The sequence below is a fragment of the Polaromonas sp. P3_A5 genome (assembly GCF_056403055.1).
Window position 1 is genome coordinate 68,941 of sequence record NZ_JBFUGF010000004.1, and the last position, 23,985, is coordinate 92,925.

Annotated in this window: 21 protein-coding genes and 1 pseudogene; 10 read left to right on the plus strand and 12 right to left on the minus strand. The window is 63.1% G+C overall.

Features of this window, described 5'->3' with window-relative positions:
* Positions 1–43: 43 nt before the first annotated feature.
* The 9 genes from AC1DU8_RS21585 to AC1DU8_RS21625 all read right to left on the minus strand — a co-directional run bounded on the left by AC1DU8_RS21585 (position 44) and on the right by AC1DU8_RS21625 (position 11,920).
* Positions 44–1,777: an IlvD/Edd family dehydratase gene (locus AC1DU8_RS21585; RefSeq protein WP_457282341.1), complete on the minus strand. Its 1,734-nt coding sequence runs from the start codon at positions 1,775–1,777 to the stop codon at positions 44–46.
* A gap of 21 nt (positions 1,778–1,798) precedes the next feature.
* Positions 1,799–2,833, minus strand: a complete 1,035-nt coding sequence (gene yjfF / locus AC1DU8_RS21590) for a galactofuranose ABC transporter, permease protein YjfF (protein ID WP_477727231.1) — start codon at positions 2,831–2,833, stop codon at positions 1,799–1,801.
* Entirely contained in the window at positions 2,830–3,885 is a 1,056-nt protein-coding gene (locus tag AC1DU8_RS21595; protein ID WP_477666911.1) for an ABC transporter permease, read from the minus strand. The genes yjfF and AC1DU8_RS21595 overlap by 4 nt, the downstream gene beginning before the upstream one ends.
* Positions 3,878–5,404 carry a sugar ABC transporter ATP-binding protein gene (locus tag AC1DU8_RS21600; protein ID WP_477690200.1) on the minus strand — a complete coding sequence of 509 codons (1,527 nt, stop codon included), beginning with the start codon at positions 5,402–5,404 and terminating at the stop codon, positions 3,878–3,880. Before AC1DU8_RS21600 ends, AC1DU8_RS21595 begins: the two co-directional genes overlap by 8 nt.
* Positions 5,405–5,459: 55 nt before the next feature.
* Positions 5,460–6,677, minus strand: coding sequence for a multiple monosaccharide ABC transporter permease (gene mmsB, locus AC1DU8_RS21605; protein ID WP_457282345.1), 1,218 nt, complete (start codon positions 6,675–6,677; stop codon positions 5,460–5,462).
* Between the two features lies 1 nt (position 6,678).
* The gene (mmsA, locus tag AC1DU8_RS21610) at positions 6,679–8,184 is read right to left on the minus strand and encodes a multiple monosaccharide ABC transporter ATP-binding protein (RefSeq protein WP_457282452.1); all 1,506 of its coding nucleotides are present in this window, start codon (positions 8,182–8,184) and stop codon (positions 6,679–6,681) included.
* Positions 8,185–8,313: 129 nt separating this feature from the next.
* Positions 8,314–9,384, minus strand: a complete 1,071-nt coding sequence (chvE, locus tag AC1DU8_RS21615) for a multiple monosaccharide ABC transporter substrate-binding protein (protein ID WP_457282346.1) — start codon at positions 9,382–9,384, stop codon at positions 8,314–8,316.
* Positions 9,385–9,449: 65 nt separating this feature from the next.
* The gene (locus AC1DU8_RS21620; protein ID WP_457282347.1) at positions 9,450–10,415 is read right to left on the minus strand and encodes an ABC transporter substrate-binding protein; all 966 of its coding nucleotides are present in this window, start codon (positions 10,413–10,415) and stop codon (positions 9,450–9,452) included.
* A 53-nt stretch (positions 10,416–10,468) separates the two neighbouring features.
* Entirely contained in the window at positions 10,469–11,920 is a 1,452-nt protein-coding gene (locus AC1DU8_RS21625) for an aldehyde dehydrogenase family protein (RefSeq protein ID WP_457282348.1), read from the minus strand.
* A gap of 111 nt (positions 11,921–12,031) precedes the next feature.
* On the opposite strand from AC1DU8_RS21625, the gene AC1DU8_RS21630 reads away from it, so the two are divergent.
* Positions 12,032–12,991, plus strand: coding sequence for a LysR family transcriptional regulator (locus AC1DU8_RS21630; protein WP_457282349.1), 960 nt, complete (start codon positions 12,032–12,034; stop codon positions 12,989–12,991).
* Between the two features lie 105 nt (positions 12,992–13,096).
* Here the strand turns inward: AC1DU8_RS21630 and AC1DU8_RS21635 are convergent, their stop codons facing one another.
* The gene (locus AC1DU8_RS21635) at positions 13,097–13,882 is read right to left on the minus strand and encodes an SDR family NAD(P)-dependent oxidoreductase (protein ID WP_477690201.1); all 786 of its coding nucleotides are present in this window, start codon (positions 13,880–13,882) and stop codon (positions 13,097–13,099) included.
* A gap of 191 nt (positions 13,883–14,073) precedes the next feature.
* Here AC1DU8_RS21635 and AC1DU8_RS21640 point away from each other — a divergent pair, with 191 nt between their 5' ends.
* Positions 14,074–14,964, plus strand: a complete 891-nt coding sequence (locus tag AC1DU8_RS21640) for an SMP-30/gluconolactonase/LRE family protein (RefSeq protein ID WP_477690236.1) — start codon at positions 14,074–14,076, stop codon at positions 14,962–14,964.
* Positions 14,965–15,013: 49 nt separating this feature from the next.
* Complete coding sequence (locus tag AC1DU8_RS21645) at positions 15,014–15,940, plus strand: aldose 1-epimerase (protein WP_477701591.1); 927 nt, start codon at positions 15,014–15,016, stop codon at positions 15,938–15,940.
* 14 nt (positions 15,941–15,954) lie between these two features.
* On the opposite strand, the gene AC1DU8_RS21650 is transcribed toward AC1DU8_RS21645, so the two are convergent.
* Positions 15,955–16,683 (minus strand): IclR family transcriptional regulator, encoded by a 729-nt coding sequence (locus AC1DU8_RS21650; RefSeq protein ID WP_457282352.1) that lies wholly within the window; start codon positions 16,681–16,683, stop codon positions 15,955–15,957.
* A gap of 107 nt (positions 16,684–16,790) precedes the next feature.
* Here AC1DU8_RS21650 and AC1DU8_RS21655 point away from each other — a divergent pair, with 107 nt between their 5' ends.
* Together AC1DU8_RS21655 and AC1DU8_RS21660 are read left to right on the plus strand one after the other, a co-directional pair.
* The gene (locus AC1DU8_RS21655) at positions 16,791–17,735 is read left to right on the plus strand and encodes a hydroxymethylglutaryl-CoA lyase (RefSeq protein WP_477701592.1); all 945 of its coding nucleotides are present in this window, start codon (positions 16,791–16,793) and stop codon (positions 17,733–17,735) included.
* Positions 17,728–18,939 (plus strand): CaiB/BaiF CoA transferase family protein, encoded by a 1,212-nt coding sequence (locus tag AC1DU8_RS21660; RefSeq protein ID WP_477701593.1) that lies wholly within the window; start codon positions 17,728–17,730, stop codon positions 18,937–18,939. The genes AC1DU8_RS21655 and AC1DU8_RS21660 overlap by 8 nt, the downstream gene beginning before the upstream one ends.
* A 38-nt stretch (positions 18,940–18,977) precedes the next feature.
* Here the strand turns inward: AC1DU8_RS21660 and AC1DU8_RS21665 are convergent, their stop codons facing one another.
* The gene (locus tag AC1DU8_RS21665) at positions 18,978–19,910 is read right to left on the minus strand and encodes a LysR family transcriptional regulator (protein WP_477701594.1); all 933 of its coding nucleotides are present in this window, start codon (positions 19,908–19,910) and stop codon (positions 18,978–18,980) included.
* A 101-nt stretch (positions 19,911–20,011) separates the two neighbouring features.
* On the opposite strand from AC1DU8_RS21665, the pseudogene AC1DU8_RS21670 reads away from it, so the two are divergent.
* The 5 genes and pseudogenes from AC1DU8_RS21670 to aroE all read left to right on the plus strand — a co-directional run.
* Positions 20,012–20,953: pseudogene (locus tag AC1DU8_RS21670) on the plus strand (ketopantoate reductase family protein); the annotation flags it as partial.
* Between the two features lie 18 nt (positions 20,954–20,971).
* On the plus strand, positions 20,972–21,382 hold the full coding sequence (locus AC1DU8_RS21675) for a VOC family protein (protein ID WP_457282454.1): 411 nt from the start codon (positions 20,972–20,974) through the stop codon (positions 21,380–21,382).
* A gap of 10 nt (positions 21,383–21,392) precedes the next feature.
* Positions 21,393–21,875 (plus strand): MaoC family dehydratase, encoded by a 483-nt coding sequence (locus tag AC1DU8_RS21680; RefSeq protein WP_477690207.1) that lies wholly within the window; start codon positions 21,393–21,395, stop codon positions 21,873–21,875.
* A 58-nt stretch (positions 21,876–21,933) separates the two neighbouring features.
* Positions 21,934–23,157, plus strand: a complete 1,224-nt coding sequence (locus AC1DU8_RS21685; protein WP_477727232.1) for a CaiB/BaiF CoA transferase family protein — start codon at positions 21,934–21,936, stop codon at positions 23,155–23,157.
* Complete coding sequence (gene aroE / locus AC1DU8_RS21690) at positions 23,154–23,975, plus strand: shikimate dehydrogenase (protein WP_477690209.1); 822 nt, start codon at positions 23,154–23,156, stop codon at positions 23,973–23,975. The genes AC1DU8_RS21685 and aroE overlap by 4 nt, the downstream gene beginning before the upstream one ends.
* Positions 23,976–23,985 lie beyond the last annotated feature (10 nt).

The following is a 23,985-nucleotide window of genomic DNA, read 5'->3' on the forward strand; positions in this document are numbered from 1 at the left end:
GGATCAGGTTGGATAAAGTTCAGTAGTTCACTGCTTGAGCGGTTTAATGGGAGTGCCGGGGAACTTCGGAGCCGCGGCAGCCGACCAGAAAATCGAAATCACAGCCCTCGTCGGCCTGCAGCACGTGGTCGACATACAGGCGCTGGTAGCCGCCACGCATGCCTGCAGGGGCCTTCTGCAGGGCGGCAAGGCGTTCAGCCAGTTCGGCATCGCTGATGTCCAGGTGCAGGCGGCCCGCATCGCAGTCGAGCTCGATCCAGTCGCCGTCGCGTACCGCGGCCAGCGGCCCGCCGGCCGCTGCTTCTGGCGCCACATGCAGCACAACGGTGCCGTAAGCGGTGCCGCTCATTCGTGCGTCCGAGATGCGCACCATGTCCTTGACGCCCTGGCGCAGCAGCTTGGGCGGCAGGCCCATGTTGCCGACTTCGGCCATGCCGGGGTAGCCCTTGGGCCCGCAGTTCTTCATCACCATCACGCAGCTGGCATCGATGTCGAGGTTCTCGTCGACGATGCGTTCCTTGTAGTGCTCGAGGTTCTCGAATACGACCGCGCGGCCGCGGTGCTTGAGCAGTTCGGGCGAGGCCGCGGAGGGCTTGAGCACGGCGCCGCGCGGCGCCAGGTTGCCGCGCAGGATGCAGATACCGCCGTCGGCGATCAAGGGGTTGTCGAGAGGGCGGATCACCTCGTCGTTGTACTGCGGCGCCTCGCGCACGTTGTCCCATATCGACCGGCCATTGACGGTGAGCGCATTGGGATGCGGCAGCAAGCTGTTTTCACCCAGCCGGCGCAACACGGCGGGCAGGCCGCCGGCATAGTAAAACTCTTCCATCAGAAAACGGCCGGAAGGCTGCAAGTCGACGAGGGTGGGGGTGTTGCGGCCAATCCGCGTCCAGTCTTCCAGGTCCAGCTGCACACCGATGCGGCCCGCAATCGCCTTGAGGTGAATCACTGCGTTGGTGGAGCCGCCAATGGCGGCGTTGACCCGAATCGCATTTTCGAAGGCTTCGCGTGTGAGAATTTTCGACAGCGTGAGGCCCTCGCGCGCCATCTCGACAGCCCGCGCGCCCGACATTTGCGCCAGCACATAACGGCGTGCATCCACCGCGGGAATGGCGGCGTTGTGCGGCAGCGAAGTACCCAGCGCTTCGGCCATGCAGGCCATGGTGGAGGCCGTGCCCATGGTGTTGCAGGTGCCGGCGGAACGCGACATGCCGCCCTCGGCTGCCAGGAACTGGTGCAGCTGGATTTCGCCGGCCTTCAGTGACTCGTGCAATTGCCACACCGCCGTGCCCGAGCCGATGTTTTTGCCTTCAAGCTTGCCGTTGAGCATGGGCCCGCCGGTCACCACGATGGCCGGAATGTCGCAGCTCGCAGCACCCATCAGCAATGCGGGCGTGGTCTTGTCGCAACCGGTGAGCAGCACCACGGCATCAATGGGGTTTCCGCGAATCGCTTCTTCCACGTCCATGCTGGCAAGGTTGCGTGTGAGCATGGCGGTGGGACGCAGGTTCGACTCGCCGTTCGAGAACACCGGAAACTCGACCGGAAAGCCGCCCGCCTCTGAGATGCCGCGCTTCACATGCTCGGCAATCTTGCGGAAGTGGGCATTGCAAGGCGTGAGCTCCGACCAGGTATTGCAGATGCCGATGATGGGGCGGCCGTCGAACTCATGGTCGGGAATGCCCTGGTTCTTCATCCAGCTGCGGTACATAAAGCCGTTTTTGTCGGCCGTGCCGAACCACTCGGTGGAACGTAGTTTTCGTTTGGTGCTTGTCATGATGGTCTGGCCATTAAGGTTTCAGGAAGATTTGGGTGTGCGATTTGCCAGCAGCCGTTGCAGGAGGCAAAAAACAAACAGCAACACGCCGACGACAATGCGCGTCCACCAGGAGCTCAAAGTGCCGTCAAAAGAGATCAGGGTCTGGATGATTCCGAGCATCAACACCCCGAACAGGGTGCCGGCCACATAACCCACGCCGCCGCTGAGCAAGGTGCCGCCAATGACCACGGCGGCAATGGCGTCAAGCTCCATGCCGGTGGCGTGCAAGCCGTAGCCCGAAAGCATGTAGAAGGTGAAGACCACACCGGCCAGCGCCGAGCAAAAACCCGACAGCGTGTAAACCCCCACCAGCGTGCGGCGCACCGGCAGACCCATCAGCAGTGCCGATTGCTCGTTGCCGCCGACGGCATACACCGCGCGGCCAAAGGGAGTGCAGTGTGCAATGAACACCGCCGCCAGCAGCACCGCGATGGCGATCACGGCACTGATCGAGAGGGAAGCGTCTTCCCACAAGGGAATGCGCAGCTGCGAAACCTCTGAATAAAACTCGTTGGTGATGCTGATGGAATCGACGCTGATCAGGTAACACAGGCCGCGCGCCAGAAACATGCCGGCCAGCGTCACGATGAAAGGCTGCAGGCGAAAACGCTCAATCAGAAAACCCATGAAGGCGCCGAACGCCGTGCCCATGAGGAGCACCAGCGGAATCACCGCGGCCGGACTCCAGCCATGGTGCTCCACCAGCGCGGCAGACACCATGGTGGTGAGTGCGACCACGGAGCCGACGGACAGGTCAATGCCGCCCGACAGGATGACAAACGTCATGCCCACGGCGATGATGACCAGAAAGGCGTTGTCAATCAGCAGGTTGAGGAACACCTGAGCCGAAAAGAACCCGCTGTAGAGCACCGAACCCATGGTCGCCATGGCAACGAAGAGCGATATGGTGGCCGCCAGCGGCAGGTATTTGGGACTAAAACCTGAAGCCGGCGCAGCAGGTGCCCGTTGGCTGGAGGCGGCCTCTACGGGGGGCCGGGTGACGGTTGTGTTCATGGCCGCATCCCCCGCGCGGCCGGCCGCCGCATCCAGATACCGATCTCGGCCCGGAATTCAGCCGATTGCAGCAGCATGACCACAAATACCACCACAGCTTTGACCACCAGGTTGATCTCAGGCGGCACACCCAGCGAGTAAATGGCATAAGTCAGCGTCTGGATGATCAGCGCGCCGATCACGCTGCCCACGAGGCTGAAACGCCCACCGGTGAGGGCGGTGCCGCCCAGCGTCACGGCCAGGATGGCATCCAGCTCGAGCAACTGACCCGCGTTGTTGCCATCGGCGCTTTTGACGTTGGAGCTGATCAGCAAGCCCGCAATGCCCGCGCACAAGCCACAGAAGCCGTAGGCGGCAACCATCAGGCGCCTGGCCTGCACGCCCGCGACGCGTGCTGCGGTTGGATTAATGCCCACAGCCTGTATGAACAGCCCGAGGGCGGTGCGCGTCACCGCCAGGTACAGCAACGCAAAGACCACGGCCACGATAGAGAGCGAGAACGGCAGGCCCAGCAGGTAACCGCTGCCCAGGAAGAAAAATGGCGCGTAGTAGATGGTGATGATCTGCCCGCCGGTGATCAGCTGCGCGATGCCGCGACCCGCTACCATGAGGATCAGTGTGGCGATGATGGGTTGCATGCCTACCCTGGCGACCAGCAGCCCGTTCCATAGTCCGCACAGCAGCGCGATGGCCAATGCCGCCAGAATTGCCAGCGGCATCGGGAAACGGCTCACGCTCCCTGCCACCGACCCGCCAATCATCCAGGCGGCCACTGCGGCAGCAATGGCCACCACGGCGCCCACGGAAATGTCGATGCCGCGGGTGGCGATCACCAACGTCATGCCGAGCGACACCAGCACCAGCGGCGCGGCACGGTTGAGAATATCGATCAGGCTGCCGTACAAATGACCGTCACGCCACTCGACGTGCAGGAAACTGGCGTTAAACACTGTGTTCACAGCCAGCAGCAGGAACAGCGTGATGAGCGGCCAGGCCAGGCGGTGCCTCATGGCAGTGGCCAGAGGCGAGGGGTGGTGTTTCTCTTCAGGCATGTTCAGCCGCAATCAGTTCATAGACGGTGTCTTCGCTGCTGCCTGCCGGCAACTCACCCACCTTGCGGCGGTCACGCAGCACCACGATGCGGTGCGCCACACGAACCACCTCGCTCATTTCAGAAGAGATGAAAATCACCGCCATGCCAGCCTCAGCCAGGCGCAGGATCTGCTCCATGATTTCCTGCTTCGCGGCCACGTCGACGCCGCGCGTGGGTTCGTCCAGGATCAGCAGGCGCGGCTCGGTCGCGAGCCAGCGCGCGATCATGGCCTTTTGCTGGTTGCCGCCCGACAGCAGGCCTATGGGGGTGTCCACACTCGCGGTCTTGATACCCATCGCCTGGACAAAGCGTTCGGCCAATGCGGTTTGTTCGGCACGCGATAAAAAACGGCGCATGCCCATGCGGGCCTGCAGCGCCAGTACGATGTTTTCCCGGACTGAGAGCTCGGCCACGATGCCATCGGTCTTGCGCTCCTCGGGACATAGGGCGAGGCCCTGCCGGATCGCCTCGGCGGGATTGGAAAACGTGACCGCCTCGCCGTCGATTCTGAGCATGCCGCGGTCCGGCGTCTCCAGGCCGAACAGCAGGCGCGCCAGTTCAGTGCGGCCCGAGCCCAGCAGCCCGGCCAGGCCCACGACCTCGCCGGCACGCACGCGCAGGTCCACAGGCTGCAACTGACCGGCCTGGCCCAGACCTTCAGCTTGCAAAAGCGCCGGCGCAGCATCGTCAAATTCCGGAGGCACGGCGGCGGTGGCGGATTGCGCGGCCAGTTCCCGGCCCAGCATGGCCGCGATCAGTGCCTGCGGCCCCAGTTCACTGGCACGCCACTCGCCGACCCAACTGCCGTTGCGCAGAACGGTGATGCGATCCGACACCGCATACACCTGGTTGAGGAAATGAGTGACAAAAACAATGGCCAGCCCCTCGCCACGCAAGCGACGCAGCACCTCAAAGAGTTTTTGCACCTCGTCATCGTCGAGGCTGGAGGTTGGCTCGTCGAGGATCAGCACTTTGGATTCAATGCCGATGGCGCGCGCGATGGCCACCAGTTGCTGCACGGCGACCGGGTAGCTGGACAACAGGCGCGTGACGTCGATGTCCAGGCCCATGCGCGCGACCAGTTCGCGCGCACGGCGGTTCACGGTGGTCCAGTCGATGCGAGACCCCTGCGCAAACCCGTACCGCGGATAGCGGCCCGCGAAGATGTTTTCCGCCACCGACAGGTTGGGGCAGAGATTGACTTCCTGGTAGACCGTGCTGATGCCCAGCCGCTGCGCGGCCAGGGGAGAGTCCGGCCATACCGGTTTTCCGGCAAGTTGCATCTGGCCGCCGCTGGCTTCCAGCACGCCTGTCAACACCTTGATGAGCGTGGACTTGCCGGCGCCGTTTTGCCCCATCAAGGCATGGATTTCACCGGGAAACAGGCGCAAACGCACATCCTGCAAGGCCGGAATACCCGCGAACTGTTTGTGGATGCCCGCAAGCTCCAGCACGGGGGCGGCGTCGGCCACGGTCATGGAGCGGCCTTCGCGCCACGCGCCACGATATTCGCCTTCAGAACGGCCAGGAGGTTCATGCCTTGTTCTTGTTGTAGACGTCGACAAACACGGCGGCCAGCAGCACCACACCTTTGATGACTTGCTGGTAGTCGATGCCGATGCCCAGGATGGACATGCCGTTGTTCATCACGCCCATCACAAACGCACCGATCACCGCGCCCATGACCTTGCCGACACCGCCCGAAGCCGAGGCCCCGCCGATAAAGCAGGCGGCGATGACATCGAGTTCAAAGCCCAGGCCGGCCTTGGGTGTAGCAGTGTTCAGGCGCGCGGCAAACACCAGGCCCGCCAGCGCCGCCAGCACGCCCATGTTCACGAAGGTGTAGAAGGCCAGGCGCTCGGTCTTGATGCCCGACAGCTTGGCTGCCTTTTCGTTGCCGCCCAGCGCATAGACGCGCCGCCCGATGGTGGTGCGACCCGTGATGAAGTGGAACAGGAAAATCAGCGCGGCCATCACGATCAGCACATTCGGCAGCCCCCTGTAGGAAGCTAGCAGGTAGCTGAAATAGATCAGCAGTGCCGAGAACATCGCCGTTTTGACGAAGAAAATGGCGGCGGGCTCGGCCTGGATGCCGTGCTTGAGCTGCTTGGCCCGCGCGCGTATGCCGGCCACGGCGAGCACGGCGGCCAGCGCCACGCCCAGCAGCAGCGAAGTCATGCGCAGGCCTTCGCTGCTCAGCAGGTCGGGCATGAAACCCGAGCTGAGCATCTGGAATGAATCGGGGAAGGGGCCGACCGACTGGCCTTGCAGCAGTGCCAGCGCCAGCCCCTTGAACACCAGCATGCCGGCCAGCGTGACGATAAAAGAAGGGATGCGGAAGAACGCGACAAACCAGCCCTGAACCCCGCCTATCAGCGCGCCGCAGAGCAGGCACACCAGCGAGGCCGGCACGAAATGCCAGCCGTACTCCACCATCAGCACGGCCGCCAGCGCGCCGATGAAGCCGCACACCGAACCGACCGACAGGTCGATATGCCCGGCCACGATCACCATCAGCATACCCAGCGCCATGATGACGATGTAGCTGTTCTGCAGGACCAGGTTGGTGAGGTTGAGGGGCTGCATGAGCGTGCCCTCGGTCATGTACTGGAAGAAGCCCATGATGGCCACCAGCGTGATCAGCATGCCGTACTCGCGGAAGTTGTGCTTCAGGTAGTCGAGCGGCGATTTGCCGCTGGCAGCGGCGGTTTTTGCCGCAATCGCGGTGGCGTTGGAGGACTCGTTGTTCATTTCAGCTTGCTTTCATGATCGCGCGCATGATCTTTTCCTGGGAGGCTTCGGCCGTCGGCATCTCGGCGATGAAGCGGCCTTCGTTCATGACGTAGATCCGGTCCGTCATGCCCAGCAATTCCGGCATTTCCGAGGAAATCATGATGATGCATTTCCCTTCTGCCGCGAGCTGGGCCATCAGGGTGTAAATCTCGTACTTGGCGCCCACGTCGATGCCGCGCGTGGGCTCGTCGAGGATGAGCACTTCGGGACTGGTGAACAGCCATTTCCCGAGCACCACTTTCTGCTGGTTCCCGCCCGAGAGGTTGAGGACTTTCTGGCCGACGCTTGAGCACCGGATGCGGAGTTTTTCGCGGTAGCTCTGCGCGACCTGGTATTCGCGGCCGCTGTCGATGACGGAGGCACTTGAAACGCCCTTGAGGTTGGCCAGCGAGACGTTGAACTGGATGTCTTCGTTCAATATCAGCCCGTTGCCCTTGCGGTCTTCGGTCACATAGGCCAGACCATGGCGAACGGCTTTCTCTACCGTGCCGACATCAACAGGCTGGCCGTTCAGAAGGACCTGGCCGCTGATGCGGCGCCCCCACGAACGGCCAAAGATGCTCATGGCAAGTTCCGTGCGCCCCGCCCCCATCAGCCCGGCAATGCCGACGATTTCACCGCGCCGCACCTGCAGGCTGACGCCTTTGATGAATTTCCTGTCCGTGTGCAGCGGGTGGTAGACGTTCCAGTCGCGCACTTCAAACACGGTCTCGCCAATTTTCGGCTGGCGCGGCGGATATCGGTCAGCCATCTCGCGGCCCACCATGCCGCGAATGACGCGGTCTTCGCTGATGGCTTCGGCACGGCAGTCCAGTGTTTCGACGGTGCTGCCGTCGCGCAGGATGGTGATGGCGTCCGCCACGCGTGAAATTTCGTTGAGCTTGTGTGAAATAAGGATGCAGGTAATGCCCTGCCCCTTGAGTTCCAGCAACAGGTCCAGCAAGGCCTGGCTGTCGTTTTCGTTGAGGCTCGCCGTCGGCTCGTCAAGGATCAGCAACTTGACCTGCCTGGACAAGGCCTTGGCAATTTCCACCAGTTGCTGCTTGCCCACGCCGATGTCCGTGATCAGCGTGGCGGGCGATTCCTTGAGGCCCACTTTTTTCAGCAGGTCCTGCGTCTTGCTGTGCGCAGCCATCCAGTCGATCACGCCGCGCTGTGCAGTCTCGTTGCCGAGGAAAATGTTCTCGGCAATGGATAGCAGCGGCACCAGCGCCAGTTCCTGGTGGATGATGATGACGCCCAGCTGCTCGCTGTCGTGGATTCCGAGGAACTGGCGCTCCTGGCCTTCGTAGACGATGTCCCCGCTGTAGGAGCCGTGCGGATAGACCCCCGAGAGCACTTTCATCAAGGTCGATTTTCCGGCGCCGTTTTCACCGACGATGGCATGAATCTCACCCGCGCGCACGCGCAGGTTGACCTTGTTCAGCGCGACCACCCCTGGGAAGGTTTTGCGGATGTCGCGCATCTCGAGAATCGTTTCCAATGCCTGTCCTTTGGTACAAAAATCGCTCCGACGGCGACTGACACCGATGGGCGTAAACAGTCCCGCGCCTCCCCGGCACGGGACCGTCGTGCTTTCACCCTTCAGCCGGGGTTACTTGATTTGTGACTCTTTGTAGTAACCGCTGCCAATCAGAACCTGGTTCCAGTTAGAGGCATCCACAGCCACCGGTTTGAGCAGGTAGGAGGGCACCACTTTCACGCCGTTGTTGTAGGTCTTGGTGTCATTGATCTCGGGCTGCTTGCCAGAGAGGGTGGCGTCCACCATGTTGGCCGTCACCTTGGCCAGCTCGCGCGTGTCCTTGAACACCGTCGAGTACTGCTCGCCTTTCAGGATGGACTTGACCGAAGGAATTTCGGCGTCCTGCCCGCTGACCACCGGGCAAGGCTGCTGCGCCGTGCAGTAGCCGACACCTTTGAGCGAGGACAGAATGCCGATGGACAGGCCGTCATATGGCGACAGGACTGCGTGGACTTTTTCCTTGCCGTAGTAGGCCGAGAGCAGGTTGTCCATGCGTGCCTGGGCCACCGCACCGTCCCAGCGCAGCGTGCCGACCTTGTTCATGCCCATTTGCTTGCTGCGCACCACCAGCTTGCCGCTGTCGATGTAGGGCTTGAGCACGCTCATGGCACCGTCGTAGAAGAAAAATGCATTGTTGTCGTCCGGGGAGCCGCCGAAGAGTTCAATGTTGAAAGGGCCCTTGCCCTGCTTCAGGCCCAGCTTGTCGACGATGGAAGTAGCCTGCAGCACGCCAACCTGGAAGTTGTCGAAGGTGGCGTAGTAATCCACGTTCTTCGAACCCTTGATGAGACGGTCGTAGGCGATGACCTTGACACCCTTGTCGGCCGCGTTCTGCAACGCCTTGGACAGCGTGGTGCCGTCGATGGAGGCGATCACCAGCACCTTCGCGCCCTTGGTGATCATGTTCTCGATCTGGGCAAGCTGGTTCGGGATGTCGTCATCGGCATATTGCAGGTCGGTTTTGTAGCCGCGCTCCTTGAGTACCTTGACCATGTTGTCGCCGTCGGCGATCCAGCGGGCAGAGGATTTGGTGGGCATCGAAATGCCGATGCTGCCTTTGTCCTGCGCCTGGACTGACGGTGCAATACCGAGGGTTCCCAGCACGAGGCCGGCGAGCAGAGTCTGGAGAAATGTACGCTTCATGAAATAGTTTCCTTCTGGAGGTTTGAAAGAGCGCCCCAGTATCGAGGCGCCGGCCCGGATGCTGATCAGTATTTACGCTTGGGGAATTCCTTGGCGGCTACTTCCATCGGGAAAATACCCTCTTCGGTAACGATACGTTTCTGAACGGACTTGCCGGCCTTGATATCCTTGACTGCCGCCATCAGTTGCGGGCCCAGCAAGGGGCTGCACTCCACGGAGACGTTAAGCTTGCCGGCCATCATGGCTTCGAAAGCGCCCTTGACGGCATCGATCGAGATGATGGTGATGTCCTTGGCCGGCTTCATGCCAGCCTCTTCAATCGCCTGGATCGCACCGATAGCCATGTCGTCGTTGTGCGCGAAAAGCACATTGATCTTCTTGCCTTCGGCCTTGAGAAAGGCTTCCATCACTTCCTTGCCCTTGGCCCGGGTGAAATCACCCGTCTGCGAGCGGATGATTTTGAACTTCGGGTCGGCCTTGATGATTTCTTCAAATCCTTTTTTCCGGTCAATCGCCGGTGCGGAACCCACGGTTCCCTGCAACTCAACGATGTTGACCTGGCCGCTTGTACCCTTCATTTTTTCGACAAGCCAGCGGCCTGCCTTGCGGCCTTCCTCCACAAAGTCCGAGCCCATGAAGGAAACATACAGAGAGGTGTCTTTGACGTTCACGGAGCGGTCAGTCAGCACCACCGGAATTTTGGCGGCCTTGGCTTCACGCAAAACGGTTTCCCAGCCCGACTCGACCACGGGCGAGAACGCGATCACGTCCACCTTTTGGGCAATGAAGGAGCGAATCGCCTTGATCTGGTTTTCCTGCTTCTGCTGGGCATCGGAGAATTTGAGTTCGATACCCGCGTCCTTGGCGGCCGATTTGATGGATTCGGTATTGGCGGTGCGCCATTCGCTCTCTGCGCCGACCTGGCTAAAGCCCAGCACGATGGGCTTTTGTGCCCATGCTGAAACCGGCAACAGGCCGGCAAGGGGGGCGCAGGCGAGTGCGACGGCGAGGGTGCGGCGATGGATTTTCATTTTGTCTCCTTGGTTGAAATGGAACTGACAGCTCTCTGGTGATCTTCAATGGCTCAGGCTAGCACGTAACCGGTCTTGACGGTGGTGTAGAACTCGGCAGCGTAGCGGCCTTGTTCGCGTGAGCCATAACTCGACCCTTTGCGCCCGCCGAACGGAACGTGGAAGTCGACACCCGCAGTAGGCAGGTTCACCATGGTCATGCCGACTTCTGCGTGACGCTTGAAGTGCATGGCGTGCTTGAGGGACGTCGTGCAGATGCCTGCACAGAGGCCGAAGGGGGTGTCGTTGGCCAGGGCCAGTGCGTGTTCAAAGTCATCGGCCTGCAACACACACGCTATGGGTCCAAAAATCTCTTCGCGCGCAATGCGGTGTTCCGGCCGGGCCAGGAAGAGCGCCGGATTCATGTAATGCCCCGGTGTCGGGCGCTCCAGCAATTCGCCGCCCCAGACATGCTCGGCGCCCTCGTTGCGCCCTATGTCCAGATACGACTGGTTCTGTTCGAGCTGGCTGCGGTCAACCACCGGACCCATATCGATGCCCCGCTCCAGCGCGTGGCCCACCTTGAGCCCGGCAATGCGGTGGCGCAGGCGCGCAACGAATGCATCGTGTACAGGCGCTTCCACGATGAGCCGGCTTGACGCGGTGCAGCGCTGGCCGGTCGAAAAGTACGAGCCTTGCACGGCGCATTCGACGGCCTGGTCAAGATCGGCATCAGCCAGTATCACCAGCGGATTTTTGCCACCCATTTCAAGCTGCACTTTCGCGCGGCGCGCGGAAGCCGACTGAAGGATGCGTTCGCCGGTTGTCACCGAGCCCGTGAAGCTCAGCGCATTGACCAGGGGATGGTCGACCAGCGTTTGCCCGACTTCCCGGCCGCTTCCCATGACAAGGTTGAAGACGCCCGCAGGCAGCCCGCAGCGGCTGATGATTTCGGCCAGAGCCCAACCACAGGTGGGCACCAGCTCGGCCGGTTTGAAAATCACCGTGTTCCCATAGGCCAGTGCCGGCGCGATTTTCCAGGCCGGAATCGCCAACGGGAAATTCCATGGCGCGATGATTCCCACCACGCCGACAGGCTCACGCGTCACGTCGACCTGGATGCCGGGCCGGACCGATGCCATGGTCTCCCCCTGAACACGCAATGCTTCGCCTGCGAAAAACTTGAATATCTGGCCGGCCCGTGCCGCTTCGCCCACGCCTTCGGGCAAGGTTTTTCCTTCTTCCCGTGCCAGCAGCATGCCCAGCTCATCCTTGCGCGCCAGGATCTCGCTGCCGATCTGGTCAAGCACATCGGCCCGGCGTTGCGGCGTACTGTGGCTCCAGTGCGGCAATGCCTCGGCCGCGGCCCGGATCGCAAGTTCGGTCTGGTTGCGGTCGGCACGTGCGTACTCGCTGACCACCTCCCGGGTATCCGAGGGGTTGGTGCTGGTGCCGGTGGTGGTGCCGGTTTCCCAGCGCCCATTGATGTAATGCCGGGCGTTTTGTTGCAGTTCGCCGAATTTCATGAGAGTGAGAGCCTCGTCTTCATAGCGCTGCAGTCTAGAATTAATTTTGATATCAATCCAATCGTTTTTTTGACAAAATAGATATCGTTCTACGCATTCTGGAAAACCCCGATGAGCACCTACAACCACTGGTTCATACGCGCACGGCTCAAAACACGGCAATTGCTGTTGCTGGTTGCACTGGCCGAAGAAGGCAATATTCATCGCGCAGCACAGGTTCTCAGCATGACCCAGCCGGCGGCGTCCAAGTTGCTCAAGGATCTGGAAGATGTCTTGGAGGTACAGCTTTTTGAGCGCTTGCCCCGCGGCATGCGGCCAACCTGGTATGGCGAAACCATGATCCGGCACGCGCGCATGGCACTGGCCAGCCTGAACCAGGCACATGACGAGCTCACCGCCCTCAAAACCGGGCACTTCGGCCAGGTCGGCATCGGCGCCATCACGTCGCCGGGGCTGGCCTTGTTGCCGTCTGCGGTGGCCGTGGTCAAACAGGAGCACCCGAGCCTGCGCATTTCGCTGGACATCGAAACCAGCCCGGTACTGCTCGAGCGCCTGGAGCAGGGCAAGCTCGACATCCTGGTGGCACGCCTCTTTGCCGAACATGACAAGACCAATTTGCGCTATGAGCCCCTGGTCGAGGAGCCGGTGTGCGCCATGGCGAGGCCGGGGCACCCGCTGCTGGGTGTGTCTGGCCTCACCCTGCGCGACGTGGTGGCGGCCGCCTGGATTGTGCCGCCCGCGGGCAGTGTCCTGCGGCACCGGTTCGAGCTGATGTTCCGGGAGGATGGGCTTGCACCGCCGATCAACGTGGTGGAGTCTTCAGCCCTGCTTTTCATCACGCGCATGCTGCAGCAAAGCGACATGGTGGCCGTGGTCGCCGCCGATGTGGCGCGGTATTACGCCGCGCACGGTATCGTCTCGGTGCTGCCGCTGGACATGCCCTGCCACATGGACGCCTTCGGCATCATCACCCGTACCGACCGGCTGCCATCGCCAGCCGCCAAGGTCATGATGAAGGCCCTGAAGACTGCAAGTCTCACACTCTACGGGCGGAAACTCGAGATGGACTGAGAGCCCCAGCGGACTTAGGCCAGAGACACCGCGGAACCGGCTTTGCCGGGCCGCCAGTGTCGCCCCCTGAGGGGGGAGGCGCCGGAGGCGCTTCGGGGGGGAGGTCTACACCCAGCCGGCATCCACCGTGAACTCCTGCGCGGTGCACATGGCGGCGTCGTCGGATGCCAGGAACAGCACCATGCGCGCGATGTCGTGGGGCAGCAGCTTGTCGGGCAGGCACTGGTTACGCTGGAGCTCCTTCTCGCCTTCGGCATCCAGCCAGAGCTTGATCTGCCGCTCGGTCATGACCCAGCCCGGCGACACGGTGTTGATGCGGATGCGGTCCCGGCCCAGCGTTTTCGCGAGTCCACGCGTCAGGCCGTTCACCGACGATTTGGCGATGGCATAACAGGGGTAGCCTGCGCCCTTGCCTTGCCAGCCGGTGGAACCCAGGTTGATGATGGAGCCGGCACCGAGGCGTTGCATGCCCGGCACCACCGACTGGATTGCAAAAAAAGCGGGCCGTTCATTGATCGCGATGCGGTCATCGTAGTAGGCGGGCGTTACAGACTCCAGGCTGTGGCGGTCATCGCTGGCCACATTGTTGACCAGCACCGAGAAGTCGCCCAGCGCGCCTGCTGCGTCGGTGATTGCCGACTGCAGCGCGGCAACATCCCGCACATCGCAGGCGCGCCACCATGGGCGGGCGTGCCCCGCATCCGCCAGTTCCTGCGCAAGCGCTTCACTGGCCTCCTTCGCGACATCGATGAAGGCAACGCGCGCGCCCTGCTGCGCAAAGGCTGTCACGATGGCGGCGCCTATGCCGCTGCCTCCGCCGGTGACAAATACCGACCGCTTGTTCAGGCTGGGAAAGACGGAGAGGGTCTCGCTTGCGGGAGCGGCACGCATGGGGGCAGAGCTGGAAATGTTTGACATTGCAAGTTGTGTATCAATTAATATAAAAAGAATAAGTTTCCAACATCACTATGCATTGATATCATCCACCGCGTCAAGAGGCCACCGCACAGCCCCGCAATACGGAGACATTAGTGACATTGATTCCAGACACGCGCGCAGGCGTGTATCAGCAGCGGCTGGCCATGCCGGTCCCTGGCAAGGTGCATTGCGTCCATCCGGCGGGGGCCCTGCTGGGTGAGGGTACCTTGTGGTCGCCGCGGGAGCAATCCCTGTATTGGGTGGACATTCTTGGCTGTCGCCTGCACCGCTTTCACCCCGCTACCGGCGCGCGCAGCAGCTGGGCCTTTGACGAGGAAATTTCCGCGCTGGCCGAGCGGGCGCATGCGCCCGGTCTGATCGTGACCCTGCGGCGCGGCTTCGCGCTGTTTGACCCCGCTTTGGGCGGCGAACCACGCTACCTGCACCAACCCGAGGCTGCGTTGCCGGGCAATCGCTTCAACGATGGCAAGTGCGACAGGCAAGGCCGCTTTTGGGCGGGGACGATGGACTTTGACTGCGTGGCCCCCACCGGCTCGCTGTATCGCTATGACCCTGATGGCCGCTGCACGCGCCATGAAGAAGGTTTTGCGGTGACCAACGGCCCCACTTGGTCCGCCGACGGACGCACCCTGTATTTCAACGATACCGTCAATGGCCGCATCCATGCGTATGACTTCGACAGCGCGGCGGGAACCTTGTCAGGCAAGCGGCTGTGGCTGGCCTTTGCGGCCGGCGACGGCGTTCCCGACGGCATGACCACCGACGCCGACGGCCGCCTGTGGATTGCCCACTGGGGCGGTGCCTGCATCAGCTGCCATGACCCGGTCACTGCGCAGGAACTGTGCCGCGTGCCGCTGCCGACAAGCCATGTGACCAACTGCGCCTTTGGCGGGCCGGACATGCGCACGCTTTTTATCAGCACGGCACGCACCGGGCTCACGCCCGGGCAGCTCGCCGACCAGCCGCTGGCCGGCGGCCTGTTCGCAGTCGCGATCGACAGCCCAGGTGCGCCTGCCGGTTTGTTCGCCGGCTGATGCCACGGACAAAGCACCATCTACCTGCCCTCACCGTGAAAGACCTTCAATGACCGATTCCGCACATCCTGTAGTCTGGCTGCGCCATTCCGGCCAGCGCCTGGGACTGGTTCCCTCGCTCGGCGGCAGTGTGGCCGCCTGGCAGCTTGACCGTCCGCAAGGGCCGCTGGACCTCTGGCGGCCTTGGGACGGCAAAACGGACGATCTCTACCAGACCGCTTCATTTGCCATGGTGCCGTGGTCCAACCGTATCAGCGGCGGAGGCTTCACGCATGAGGGGCAATTCCACGCCATGCGTCCGAATCGCGCGGGCGAACCCTATCCCATTCATGGCGACGGCTGGCTGCAGCCGTGGCAGGTTTCGCAGCCGGCTGACGACACCCTGGTGATGACGCTGGTGTCGCACGGCTTCGACGGCAACCCGTACGACTACGAAGCCGTGCAGACCTTCCGGCTGGTCGAAGGCGGGCTGGACCAGCAGGTGCAGGTGCGCCACCTGGGCGTCAAGCCGCTGCCATATGGCTTGGGCGTGCATCCCTGGTTTCCCCGCACCCCGCAAACACGGATTACCGCGCCGGTGGAGGGCCTTTGGCTCTGCGGCGACGACCCGCTGCCGGTTGCGCACACGACCGACTTTCCGGCGGGCTGGGACCTGAACAAGGGTGCGCCGGCCAACGGCCCGCTCATCGACAACGGCTACACCGGCTGGGGCGGCAAGGCCTTCGTTGCCTGGCCCGAGCTGGGCCTGCAGGTCACGGCCAGCATGCCGGACTTTGCGCGTGACGGCGGTGCTGCGCAGCACTTCTGCCTGGTTTACCGCCCACCGCAAGGGCCCGCGTTTTGTTTTGAGCCCATCACGCAGCCTATCGATGCCTTTCATTTGCCAGGGCAGCCCGGCTTGCGTGTGCTGGGCCCAGGGGAACAGTTTTCGCTCAACATCCAGTGGCGCATCGAGCCCACTTCGGCGCAAGGCTGAACCGGGGGAAGCCTTTAAACCCGGCCTGTCAGGCGGCGGGCCGCTTCCAGTACCGGCTTGACATGGCGTTGGCTGTAACGGTTGCCGGGCATGGTCAGCGTCAGTGCGCCCGCCAGTGCGCCATCGGCCCCAAACACCGGGGCCGAAATGCCGGCCACCTCGGCCAGCCGGTCGCCCACAGCCGTGTAGTAACCCTGTTCTCGGATTTTGGCGTATAGCTGACGGTCTTTTTGGCCTCCAACCCTTAGCTGTCCTGCGCCGAATGCTATCAAAATGCGAGCGCCCGTGCCGCGGTCGGCGGGTAGCAGATCGCCGGCCTTGATGTGGTCGCGGATCGGGTGCGGCGAGTCCACGCGGTACAGGCACAGGCGGGCCGCGCCCTGGCGCACATGGTAGGCCGCGCTCTCGCCGGTGGCCGCAACCAGCTCACGCAGCACCGGCAGCACCACGCGGTCCAGCGAAAACGAGGCGGCGTACACACCATGCAGGCGCGCCACCTCGGCGCCCAGCGCGTAGCGGCCGTCGCCGAGTTTCTGGACCAGTCGCGCGTGTTCCAGCGAAGCCAGCAGCCGCAGCACCGTGCTCTTGTAAAGCCGCGTGCGCTCCGCCAACTCGCTCAGGCCCAGTGAGGCGTCGCCCGCCCTGAAGGCCGACAGCAGCGACAGGGCGCGGTCCACTGCCGCGGCACCGCCGGGAGCGGCATGGGCGTCTGCAACGGATTCGGTCTGGGCTTTGCGCGGCATGGCTCGATCTCCTGGGCTTTCGTGTCGATTGCCTGCTTGACAGTGCCGGCAACCTGCTTCATCATTTCATTAGAAAGAATATAGTTCTATCTTACAGAATATCGGGAATGATGCAAAACACCCAGCCCAGCCAGGTGCTGCTCAGCGAAGTCGGCCCACGCGATGGTCTTCAAAGCGTTTCCCGCACGATGGCGACCGCCGACAAATTGCGCTGGATCACCGCCCTGCACGCGGCCGGCCTTCGCGAGATTGAAGTGGGTTCGTTTGTTCCCGCCAGGTTGCTGCCGCAAATGGCCGATGTGGCGGAGGTGGTACGGCACGCGCTCACCTTGCCCGGCCTCACCGTGATGGCGCTGGTGCCCAACCGCCGCGGCGCTGAAGCAGCGCTGCAGGCCGGCGTGCACAAGCTGACCATGCCGGTGTCGGCCAGCGCGGCGCATTCGCTGGCCAATGTGCGCAAGACGCGCGAAGAGATGGTCGAAGAGGTGCGGGCCATTGCCGGCCTGCGCCGTAAGCTTGCACCACAGGTAAAACTCGAGGCCGCCATCTCCACGGCTTTCGGCTGCACGCTGCAGGGCGTAGTGCCTGAGGACGACGTGATCCGCCTGGCCGCGCAATGTGTTGCCGCCGGCGCGGATGAGTCGGGTTTGTCGGACACGGTCGGCTATGCCAACCCCGCGCAGGTGCGCCGCCTCTTCAGGCGCCTGCGCGCCGAGCTTGGCGACAAGGCAGGCGCCGCGCACATGCACAACACGCGCGGACTGGGCTTGGCCAACTGCCTGGCTGCGTATGAAGAGGGCGTGCGCACCTTCGATGCTTCGCTGGGCGGCCTGGGTGGCTGCCCCTATGCACCGGGCGCGTCAGGCAATGTGGTCACTGAAGACCTGGTTTTCATGTTTGAGGCCATGGGTATTTCCACGGGAGCGGATCTCGTCAAGTTGATGGCTGCGCGCGAGCCGCTCAAGGCCGGATTGCCGGGCGAACCGCTTTATGGCATGACACCCGAGGCGGGCCTCCCCAAAGATTTTGTACAAGGACGTTTGCATGCCTGAAGCCAGCGTATCCGGCGAACAAAGCCTGCCCTATGCAGGGCTGCGTGTCGTCGAATTCACCCATATGGTCATGGGGCCGACCTGCGGCATGCTGCTGGCCGACCTGGGGGCCGAGGTCATCAAGGTCGAGCCGATCTCGGGGGACAACACCCGCAAGCTGCTCGGCTCCGGTGCGGGATTTTTCCCCCTGTTCAATCGCAACAAAAAAAGCATCGCCGTCGACCTGCAGACCCCCGAGGGCCGCGAGCTGGTGCTCAAGCTGGTTGCCACCGCCGACATCGTGAGCGAAAACTTCAAGCCCGGCACCATGAAGAAGCTTGGCCTGGATTACGCCAGCCTCTCGCAGCTCAACGAGCGCTTGATCTATGTAAGCCACAAAGGCTTTTTGCCCGGCCCTTACGACCATCGCACCGCCCTCGATGAAGTGGTGCAGATGATGGGCGGCCTGGCCTACATGACGGGCCGCGCCGGCGACCCGCTGCGCGCCGGCAGCAGTGTCAACGACATCATGGGCGGCATGTTCGGCGCCATCGGCGCCATGGCCGCGCTGGCCGCGCGAGAGAAGACGGGCAAGGGCCAGGAAGTGCAGGCCGCGCTGTTTGAAAACAATGTTTTCCTGGTCGCCCAGCACATGATGCAGTTCGCGGTGACGGGGCAGCCTGCCGCGCCCATGCCGAGCCGCATTTCGGCCTGGGCGATTTACGACGTGTTCACGGTCAGGGACGGCGAGCAGATTTTCCTGGCAGTGGTCAGCGACACGCAGTGGGCCATTTTTTGCGGGGCTTTTGGGCTGCAAGACCTGCGGGCCGACGCACGGCTGCTGACCAACAACGACCGGGTACTTGCGCGCGAGTGGCTGATGCCCCTGCTGCGTTCGCACCTGGCGGAGCACAGCGCGGCTGAACTGGGCGCCGTGTTCGAAAAACATGCACTGCCGTTTGCGCCCATCACGCGGCCGCAGGATCTGTTTGACGACCCGCATCTCAAGGCCACGGGCGGGCTGGCGCCCATCACCTTGACCGACGGCGCCCGCACCGGGCAAACAAGCGCCACCGTCCTGCTGCCGCTGACCCTGGGCGGCAAACGTCCCGGGGTGCGCCTGAACCCGCCCAGGCTGGGCGAGCACACGCGCGAACTGCTGCGGGAGCTCGGTTATGACGACGACGCCATCCAGGCTCTGCAAGCCAACCGGGTGACGCGCTGAGTTTTGTTGCTATAAAAAATGTAGCTGCTCGCGCACAGCTATAAAGGGCTGGTGGCATTTTTCATAAACAACTCGGCACACACGCTGCGCAGCCAGCGGGAGGCCGGGTCGTGGTGGTAGCGGGCATGCCAGTGTTGCTTCACGGTAAATCCGGGAATCGCCAGCGGGCAGGGCAGCACCTGGAGGCCGGCGGCGCGGGCCAGGGTTTCGCCGATGTGGCGCGGCAGCGTGGCGATCAGGTCGGTGGTGGACAAAATGGCCGAGAGGCCCAGAAAGCCCGGCAGCTCCAGCAACACGCGGCGCGAGATGTTTTGTGACGCCAGGGCGCTGTCCAGCAGCTGGTAGCCGGTGCCGGAACTGATGCCGATGTGCGCCTCGGCCTGGTAGACAGCCAGGCTCCAGTCGGCACCCAATTCGCTGCCCACCCGCGGATGCCGGGCATTGGCCAGGCAAATCCAGTCCTGGCCGTACAGCGTCTGCTGGTAGAAGCCCGTGTCGAGCCAGGGCAGAAAGCCGACGGCAAGATCGGCCTCACCTGCTTGCAGGGCATGCGCCAGGCCGGCATCGATACGCGCGGCTTCCAGCGCCACGCCCGGCGCCACCGCCCGCACGTGGGACAGCAGCCGGGGCAACAGCGTGACGTGGCTGGCGTCGGTCATACAGATGCGAAAGCGCCGCTGCGCCGTAGACGGTTCAAAGGCAGCCTCTGACTGGGCCAGTCGCTGCAATCCGCCCAGCACCTCGCGCACCGTGGCAATCAGCATATCGGTGCGCGGCGTGGGCAGCATGCCCTCGGCCGTGCGCACAAACAGCGGGTCGCCAAGCTGCTTGCGCAGGCGCGCCAGCCAGATGCTGACCGTGGGCTGGCTTTGCCCCAAGGCCTCGGCCGACCGGGTGACGCTGCGGGTGGTGTAGAGCTGGTCCAGCAGCCGCAGCAGCTTGATGTCCAGCAGATCCAGGTCCTTTTCCATACCTCTATTGTGATACGCAATGATTGGTATTGCCCTTATTGCATGGACGACATGGTCGGACCCACCCAGAATTCGCTCCTGAATCACGAAGGAGTTGTGCAGTGAAGATTTGTGTTCTGGGCGCCGGCGCGCTGGGCTGTGCACTAGGCGGCGTGCTGACGGAGGCTGGTCACGAGGTCTGGCTCATCAACCGCAATGCTGCCCAGGTCGAGGCCATGAACAGCCGCGGGCTGATCCTGCGCGACGGCGGTGTAGACCGCTGCGTGCAGGTGCATGCCGCGACCTCCGCCGCAGGCGTGGCCATGAACACCGGTGCGGTGGACCTGGTGATCGTGCTGGTCAAGTCCTTCGACACCCGCCCGGCCATGGAGGCAGCCCTGTCGCTGCTGGGGCCGGACACGGTGGTGCTGTCACTGCAAAACGGGCTGGGACACGAAGACATCCTGGGCAGCATCGTGGGCCGCGAGCGCGTGCTGGCCGGCAAAACCTATGCGGGCGGCACGCAGCTCGGCGCCGGGCATGTGCTGATTGGAACGCGCGGCAAGGACACCCACCTGGGTGAACTGGATGGCCGCATCACGGAGCGCGTGCAGCGCATCGCCGCCGCCTTCAACGCCGCCGGGCTCGACACCATCGTCAGCCGCAACATCATCGGCACCATCTGGGACAAGCTGCTGGTCAATGTGGCCACCGGCGCCGTGAGCGCCATCACGCGCCTGACCTACGGCGATATGTACCAAGTGCCTGAGCTTGAGGCCTGCGGCATTGCGGCCGTGGCCGAAGCGATGGCGGTGGCACAAACCAGCGGCATCACGCTCGCCACCACTGACCCGCGCCAGCCGTGGGTCAAGGCGGGCGAAGGCCTGCCCTACGCGTTCAAGACCTCGATGCTGCAAAGCCTGGAGAAGGGCTCCATCACCGAGATCGACTTTGTGAACGGCGCGGTGGTGCGCCAGGGCGCGAAATGCGGCGTACCCACACCCGTCAACCAGGCCCTGGTGGCCTGCATCAAGGGTATTGAGCGCGCACAGCCGCGTCAACGCGATTCAAAAGAGCACACCTTGGCCCCCCACAAACAAAAATCCTATGTAGAACACGTTGCGGTGCGCGTCAAAGACATCCGGTGGCATATCAACTTCTTCCTGGAGGTGCTGGGCATGGATGTGCGCGAGATCGACGGACCCGCCGATGCACCGCACCAGTACTGGACGATCGGCGGCCTGCAGCTCATGAGTACGCCAGGCTTTGCAGCGCCGCCGTCGAACGACGCCGGCTGGCTGGCGCATCTGGGCATCATGGTGGACGACCTGGAGGCCGCCTTGGCCGGGGCGAAGACATGGGGCGTGAAGCAACTGCCCCAGGGCCGCAACTGGCTGCAACTGCCCGATGGCCTGGCCGTCGAGCTGATCCAGGCCAGCACCGGCTGCGTGTCTGCTGTATTGGCAGTCAATCCCAGAGCCACCACTGCCTGAAAGGCGCCTCATGCCCAACCCCAACATCCAGTTCGCCACGCCGGAAAAATACTGGGACGACGCCCAGGTCGGCGACGAGTGCACCAGCCCGTCCTACACCTTCACCGCCGCGCGCATCGATGCCTACGCCGAACTCACGGGCGACTTCACGCCCGTGCATGTGGATGAAGCCTACGCCAATGCCTCGCACTTCGGCTGCCGTGTTGCGCACGGCCTGATGGGGCTGTCGGTTGCCGACGGCCTGAAAACCCAGAGCGAATACCGCTTCCTGCCCGGCATGTCGCTGGGCTGGACCTGGGACTTCCTGCTGCCGATCAAGATCAATGACACGCTGCACATGAAATTTCGTGTGGCCAGCATGCGGCCCTCCAAAAGCAGGCCGGGCTGGGGCATCGTGGTGCTGCCGGCCGAGCTGATCAACCAGGCCGGGCAGGTGGTGCAAAAGGGCGAGCACCGCCTGATGGTGCCGCGCCGGCCATCATCTGAAAAATGATTTGCTATCAAAAACATAGCTGCTTGCGCCCGATATACAAAGATGAATTCAGGTTTTTATGAATAAAACTACCCAAGCGCTGCCGCTGGCGGGCATCCGCGTCGTCGATTACAGCCATTTCCTGGCCGGGCCCTATTTGTCGCGCTGCCTGGCAGCGATGGGTGCAGACGTCATCAAGGTCGAGCGGCCCAGGGACGGGGATGCGGGACGCGCTCACGCTTACTTCATCAAGGGACAAAGCGGCTACTTTTTGCAGCAGAACATGGGCAAGAAGGGCTTGTGCATCAACCTCAAGGACCCGCGCGGCCTGGAAATGATGCACAAGCTCACCGACACAGCTGACGTGTTCGTCGAGAACTACCGCCCCGGTGCGTTGAAAAAGCTCGGCTTGGGCTACGAAGAGCTGTCCCGGCGCAACCCTGGCCTGGTGTACTGCTCGATCTCCGCCTATGGCCATACCGGCCCCGACGCGCACCGTGCCGGCTTCGGCCTGATTGCCGAGGCCAAGAGCGGCATCATGGCCATGGTCGGCGAGCCCGGCGGCGTGCCGCCGCTGCTGCGCGTTTCACTGGGCGACATGTACACCGGCATCCACGGCGTGGCGGCGGTATGTGCCGCACTGCTGGGCCGCATCAAGTCGGGCAGGGGTCAGCATATTGACTTGTCCCTCTACGACTGCCTGGTGTCCATGCATGACTATGCGGTGCAGTGTTACACCCTCTCAGGCGGCAAGGAAATTCCGCAGCAAACCGGCCACGACATGCCTCAAAGCACGTTGTACGGCGTATTTGCCGCCAGCAACGGTTACCTCGTGATTGCCGCGCAGGTCGACGACGCATGGAAGCGTTTTGCTTTGCTGATAGGCGGCGAAGCTCTGGCGCTTGACGCGCGCTTTCACAGCGCCGCAGGGCGCAACGAAAACCGCACCGAAATACTTGCCCTGGCGAAAGCCTGGGTAGCGGGCCGTACTGTGGCCGAGTGCCTGGCTGCGCTGGATGCGATTGACGTGCCCTGCGCCAAGGTGCAGAACATCGAGGAAGTGCTGAACGATCCGCAAATTCAGGCGCGCAACATGGTGATTGAGCAGGACCACCCGGTGCTGGGCAAGATCCGCCTGCCCAACCTGCCTTTCAGGTTTTCGGAGTGCGACACCTCACCTGCCTGCGTTGCACCCGGCATGGGTCAACACAACCGCGAGATCGCCGCGAGCGTTGGTTATAGCGCTGCCGACATTGAGGCGATGGAGCACGACGGCGTGCTGTATGCAGAGGTGCAGCCATGACCGACCGCTATGCCGTCATCGGCAACCCGATAGGATTCAGCAAATCGCCGCTGATCCACGGCATGTTCGCGCAGGCTAGCGGGCAGGACATGGAATACACGGCCATCGAAGGGCCGCCAGGCGGATTCACCGGGGCCGTTGATGCCTTCCGCGCCCTGGGCGGCAAAGGCATGAACATTACCGCGCCCTTCAAGCTCGACGCCTTTGCCTATGCCACCGAACGCTCAGAGCGGGCGCAGCTCGCGGGGGCGGCCAATGCCATGAGGTTTGACGGCACACGCGTGGTTGCCGAAAACTTCGACGGCGTGGGCCTGGTGCGCGACGTCACGCACAACCTGGGCTGCCAGCTGCAAGGCAAACGCGTGCTGCTGCTGGGCGCCGGCGGAGCGGCCCGGGGCGCGTTGCTGCCGTTTCTGGCGCAGGCCCCGGCCGAACTGGTGATTGCCAACCGCACGGTTGCCAGGGCACATGAACTGCAGGCCATGGGCGCGGCCCAGGCAAACGTCCGCGGCTGCGGCTATCCGGATCTGGCGGGGCAAACCTTTGACGTGGTGTTCAATGCCACCTCGGCAAGCCTGCGCGCCGAACTGCCGCCGGTGCCGGCAAGCGTGTTTGCTCCTGGTTGCCTGGCCTACGAACTGGCGTACGGAAAAGGGCTCACGCCGTTTTTGCGCCTGGCGCAAAACGCGGGAACCCGGCGGCTGGCCGATGGCGTGGGCATGCTGGTGGAGCAGGCAGCCGAAGCCTTTGCATGGTGGCGCGGCGTGCGGCCCGATACACGCGCTGCGATTGAACGCATCACCATTGCGCTGGTATGACATGACCTCA

Excerpts from the sequence above, each read along its gene's own strand:
- AC1DU8_RS21635 (WP_477690201.1), bottom strand. The coding sequence starts at position 13,882 with ATGCGTGCCGCTCCCGCAAGCGAGACCCTCTCCGTCTTTCCCAGCCTG.
- AC1DU8_RS21660 (WP_477701593.1), top strand. The coding sequence starts at position 17,728 with ATGCCTGAAGCCAGCGTATCCGGCGAACAAAGCCTGCCCTATGCAGGG.
- AC1DU8_RS21600 (WP_477690200.1), bottom strand. The coding sequence starts at position 5,404 with ATGACCGTGGCCGACGCCGCCCCCGTGCTGGAGCTTGCGGGCATCCAC.
- AC1DU8_RS21630 (WP_457282349.1), top strand. The coding sequence starts at position 12,032 with ATGAGCACCTACAACCACTGGTTCATACGCGCACGGCTCAAAACACGG.
- chvE (WP_457282346.1), bottom strand. The coding sequence starts at position 9,384 with ATGAAGCGTACATTTCTCCAGACTCTGCTCGCCGGCCTCGTGCTGGGA.
- AC1DU8_RS21650 (WP_457282352.1), bottom strand. The coding sequence starts at position 16,683 with ATGCCGCGCAAAGCCCAGACCGAATCCGTTGCAGACGCCCATGCCGCT.
- yjfF (WP_477727231.1), bottom strand. The coding sequence starts at position 2,833 with ATGAACACAACCGTCACCCGGCCCCCCGTAGAGGCCGCCTCCAGCCAA.
- AC1DU8_RS21625 (WP_457282348.1), bottom strand. The coding sequence starts at position 11,920 with ATGAAATTCGGCGAACTGCAACAAAACGCCCGGCATTACATCAATGGG.
- AC1DU8_RS21665 (WP_477701594.1), bottom strand. The coding sequence starts at position 19,910 with ATGGAAAAGGACCTGGATCTGCTGGACATCAAGCTGCTGCGGCTGCTG.
- AC1DU8_RS21685 (WP_477727232.1), top strand. The coding sequence starts at position 21,934 with ATGAATAAAACTACCCAAGCGCTGCCGCTGGCGGGCATCCGCGTCGTC.
- AC1DU8_RS21645 (WP_477701591.1), top strand. The coding sequence starts at position 15,014 with ATGACCGATTCCGCACATCCTGTAGTCTGGCTGCGCCATTCCGGCCAG.
- AC1DU8_RS21640 (WP_477690236.1), top strand. The coding sequence starts at position 14,074 with ATGCCGGTCCCTGGCAAGGTGCATTGCGTCCATCCGGCGGGGGCCCTG.
- AC1DU8_RS21620 (WP_457282347.1), bottom strand. The coding sequence starts at position 10,415 with ATGAAAATCCATCGCCGCACCCTCGCCGTCGCACTCGCCTGCGCCCCC.
- mmsA (WP_457282452.1), bottom strand. The coding sequence starts at position 8,184 with ATGCGCGACATCCGCAAAACCTTCCCAGGGGTGGTCGCGCTGAACAAG.
- AC1DU8_RS21680 (WP_477690207.1), top strand. The coding sequence starts at position 21,393 with ATGCCCAACCCCAACATCCAGTTCGCCACGCCGGAAAAATACTGGGAC.
- AC1DU8_RS21655 (WP_477701592.1), top strand. The coding sequence starts at position 16,791 with ATGATGCAAAACACCCAGCCCAGCCAGGTGCTGCTCAGCGAAGTCGGC.
- mmsB (WP_457282345.1), bottom strand. The coding sequence starts at position 6,677 with ATGAACAACGAGTCCTCCAACGCCACCGCGATTGCGGCAAAAACCGCC.
- AC1DU8_RS21595 (WP_477666911.1), bottom strand. The coding sequence starts at position 3,885 with ATGCCTGAAGAGAAACACCACCCCTCGCCTCTGGCCACTGCCATGAGG.
- aroE (WP_477690209.1), top strand. The coding sequence starts at position 23,154 with ATGACCGACCGCTATGCCGTCATCGGCAACCCGATAGGATTCAGCAAA.
- AC1DU8_RS21585 (WP_457282341.1), bottom strand. The coding sequence starts at position 1,777 with ATGACAAGCACCAAACGAAAACTACGTTCCACCGAGTGGTTCGGCACG.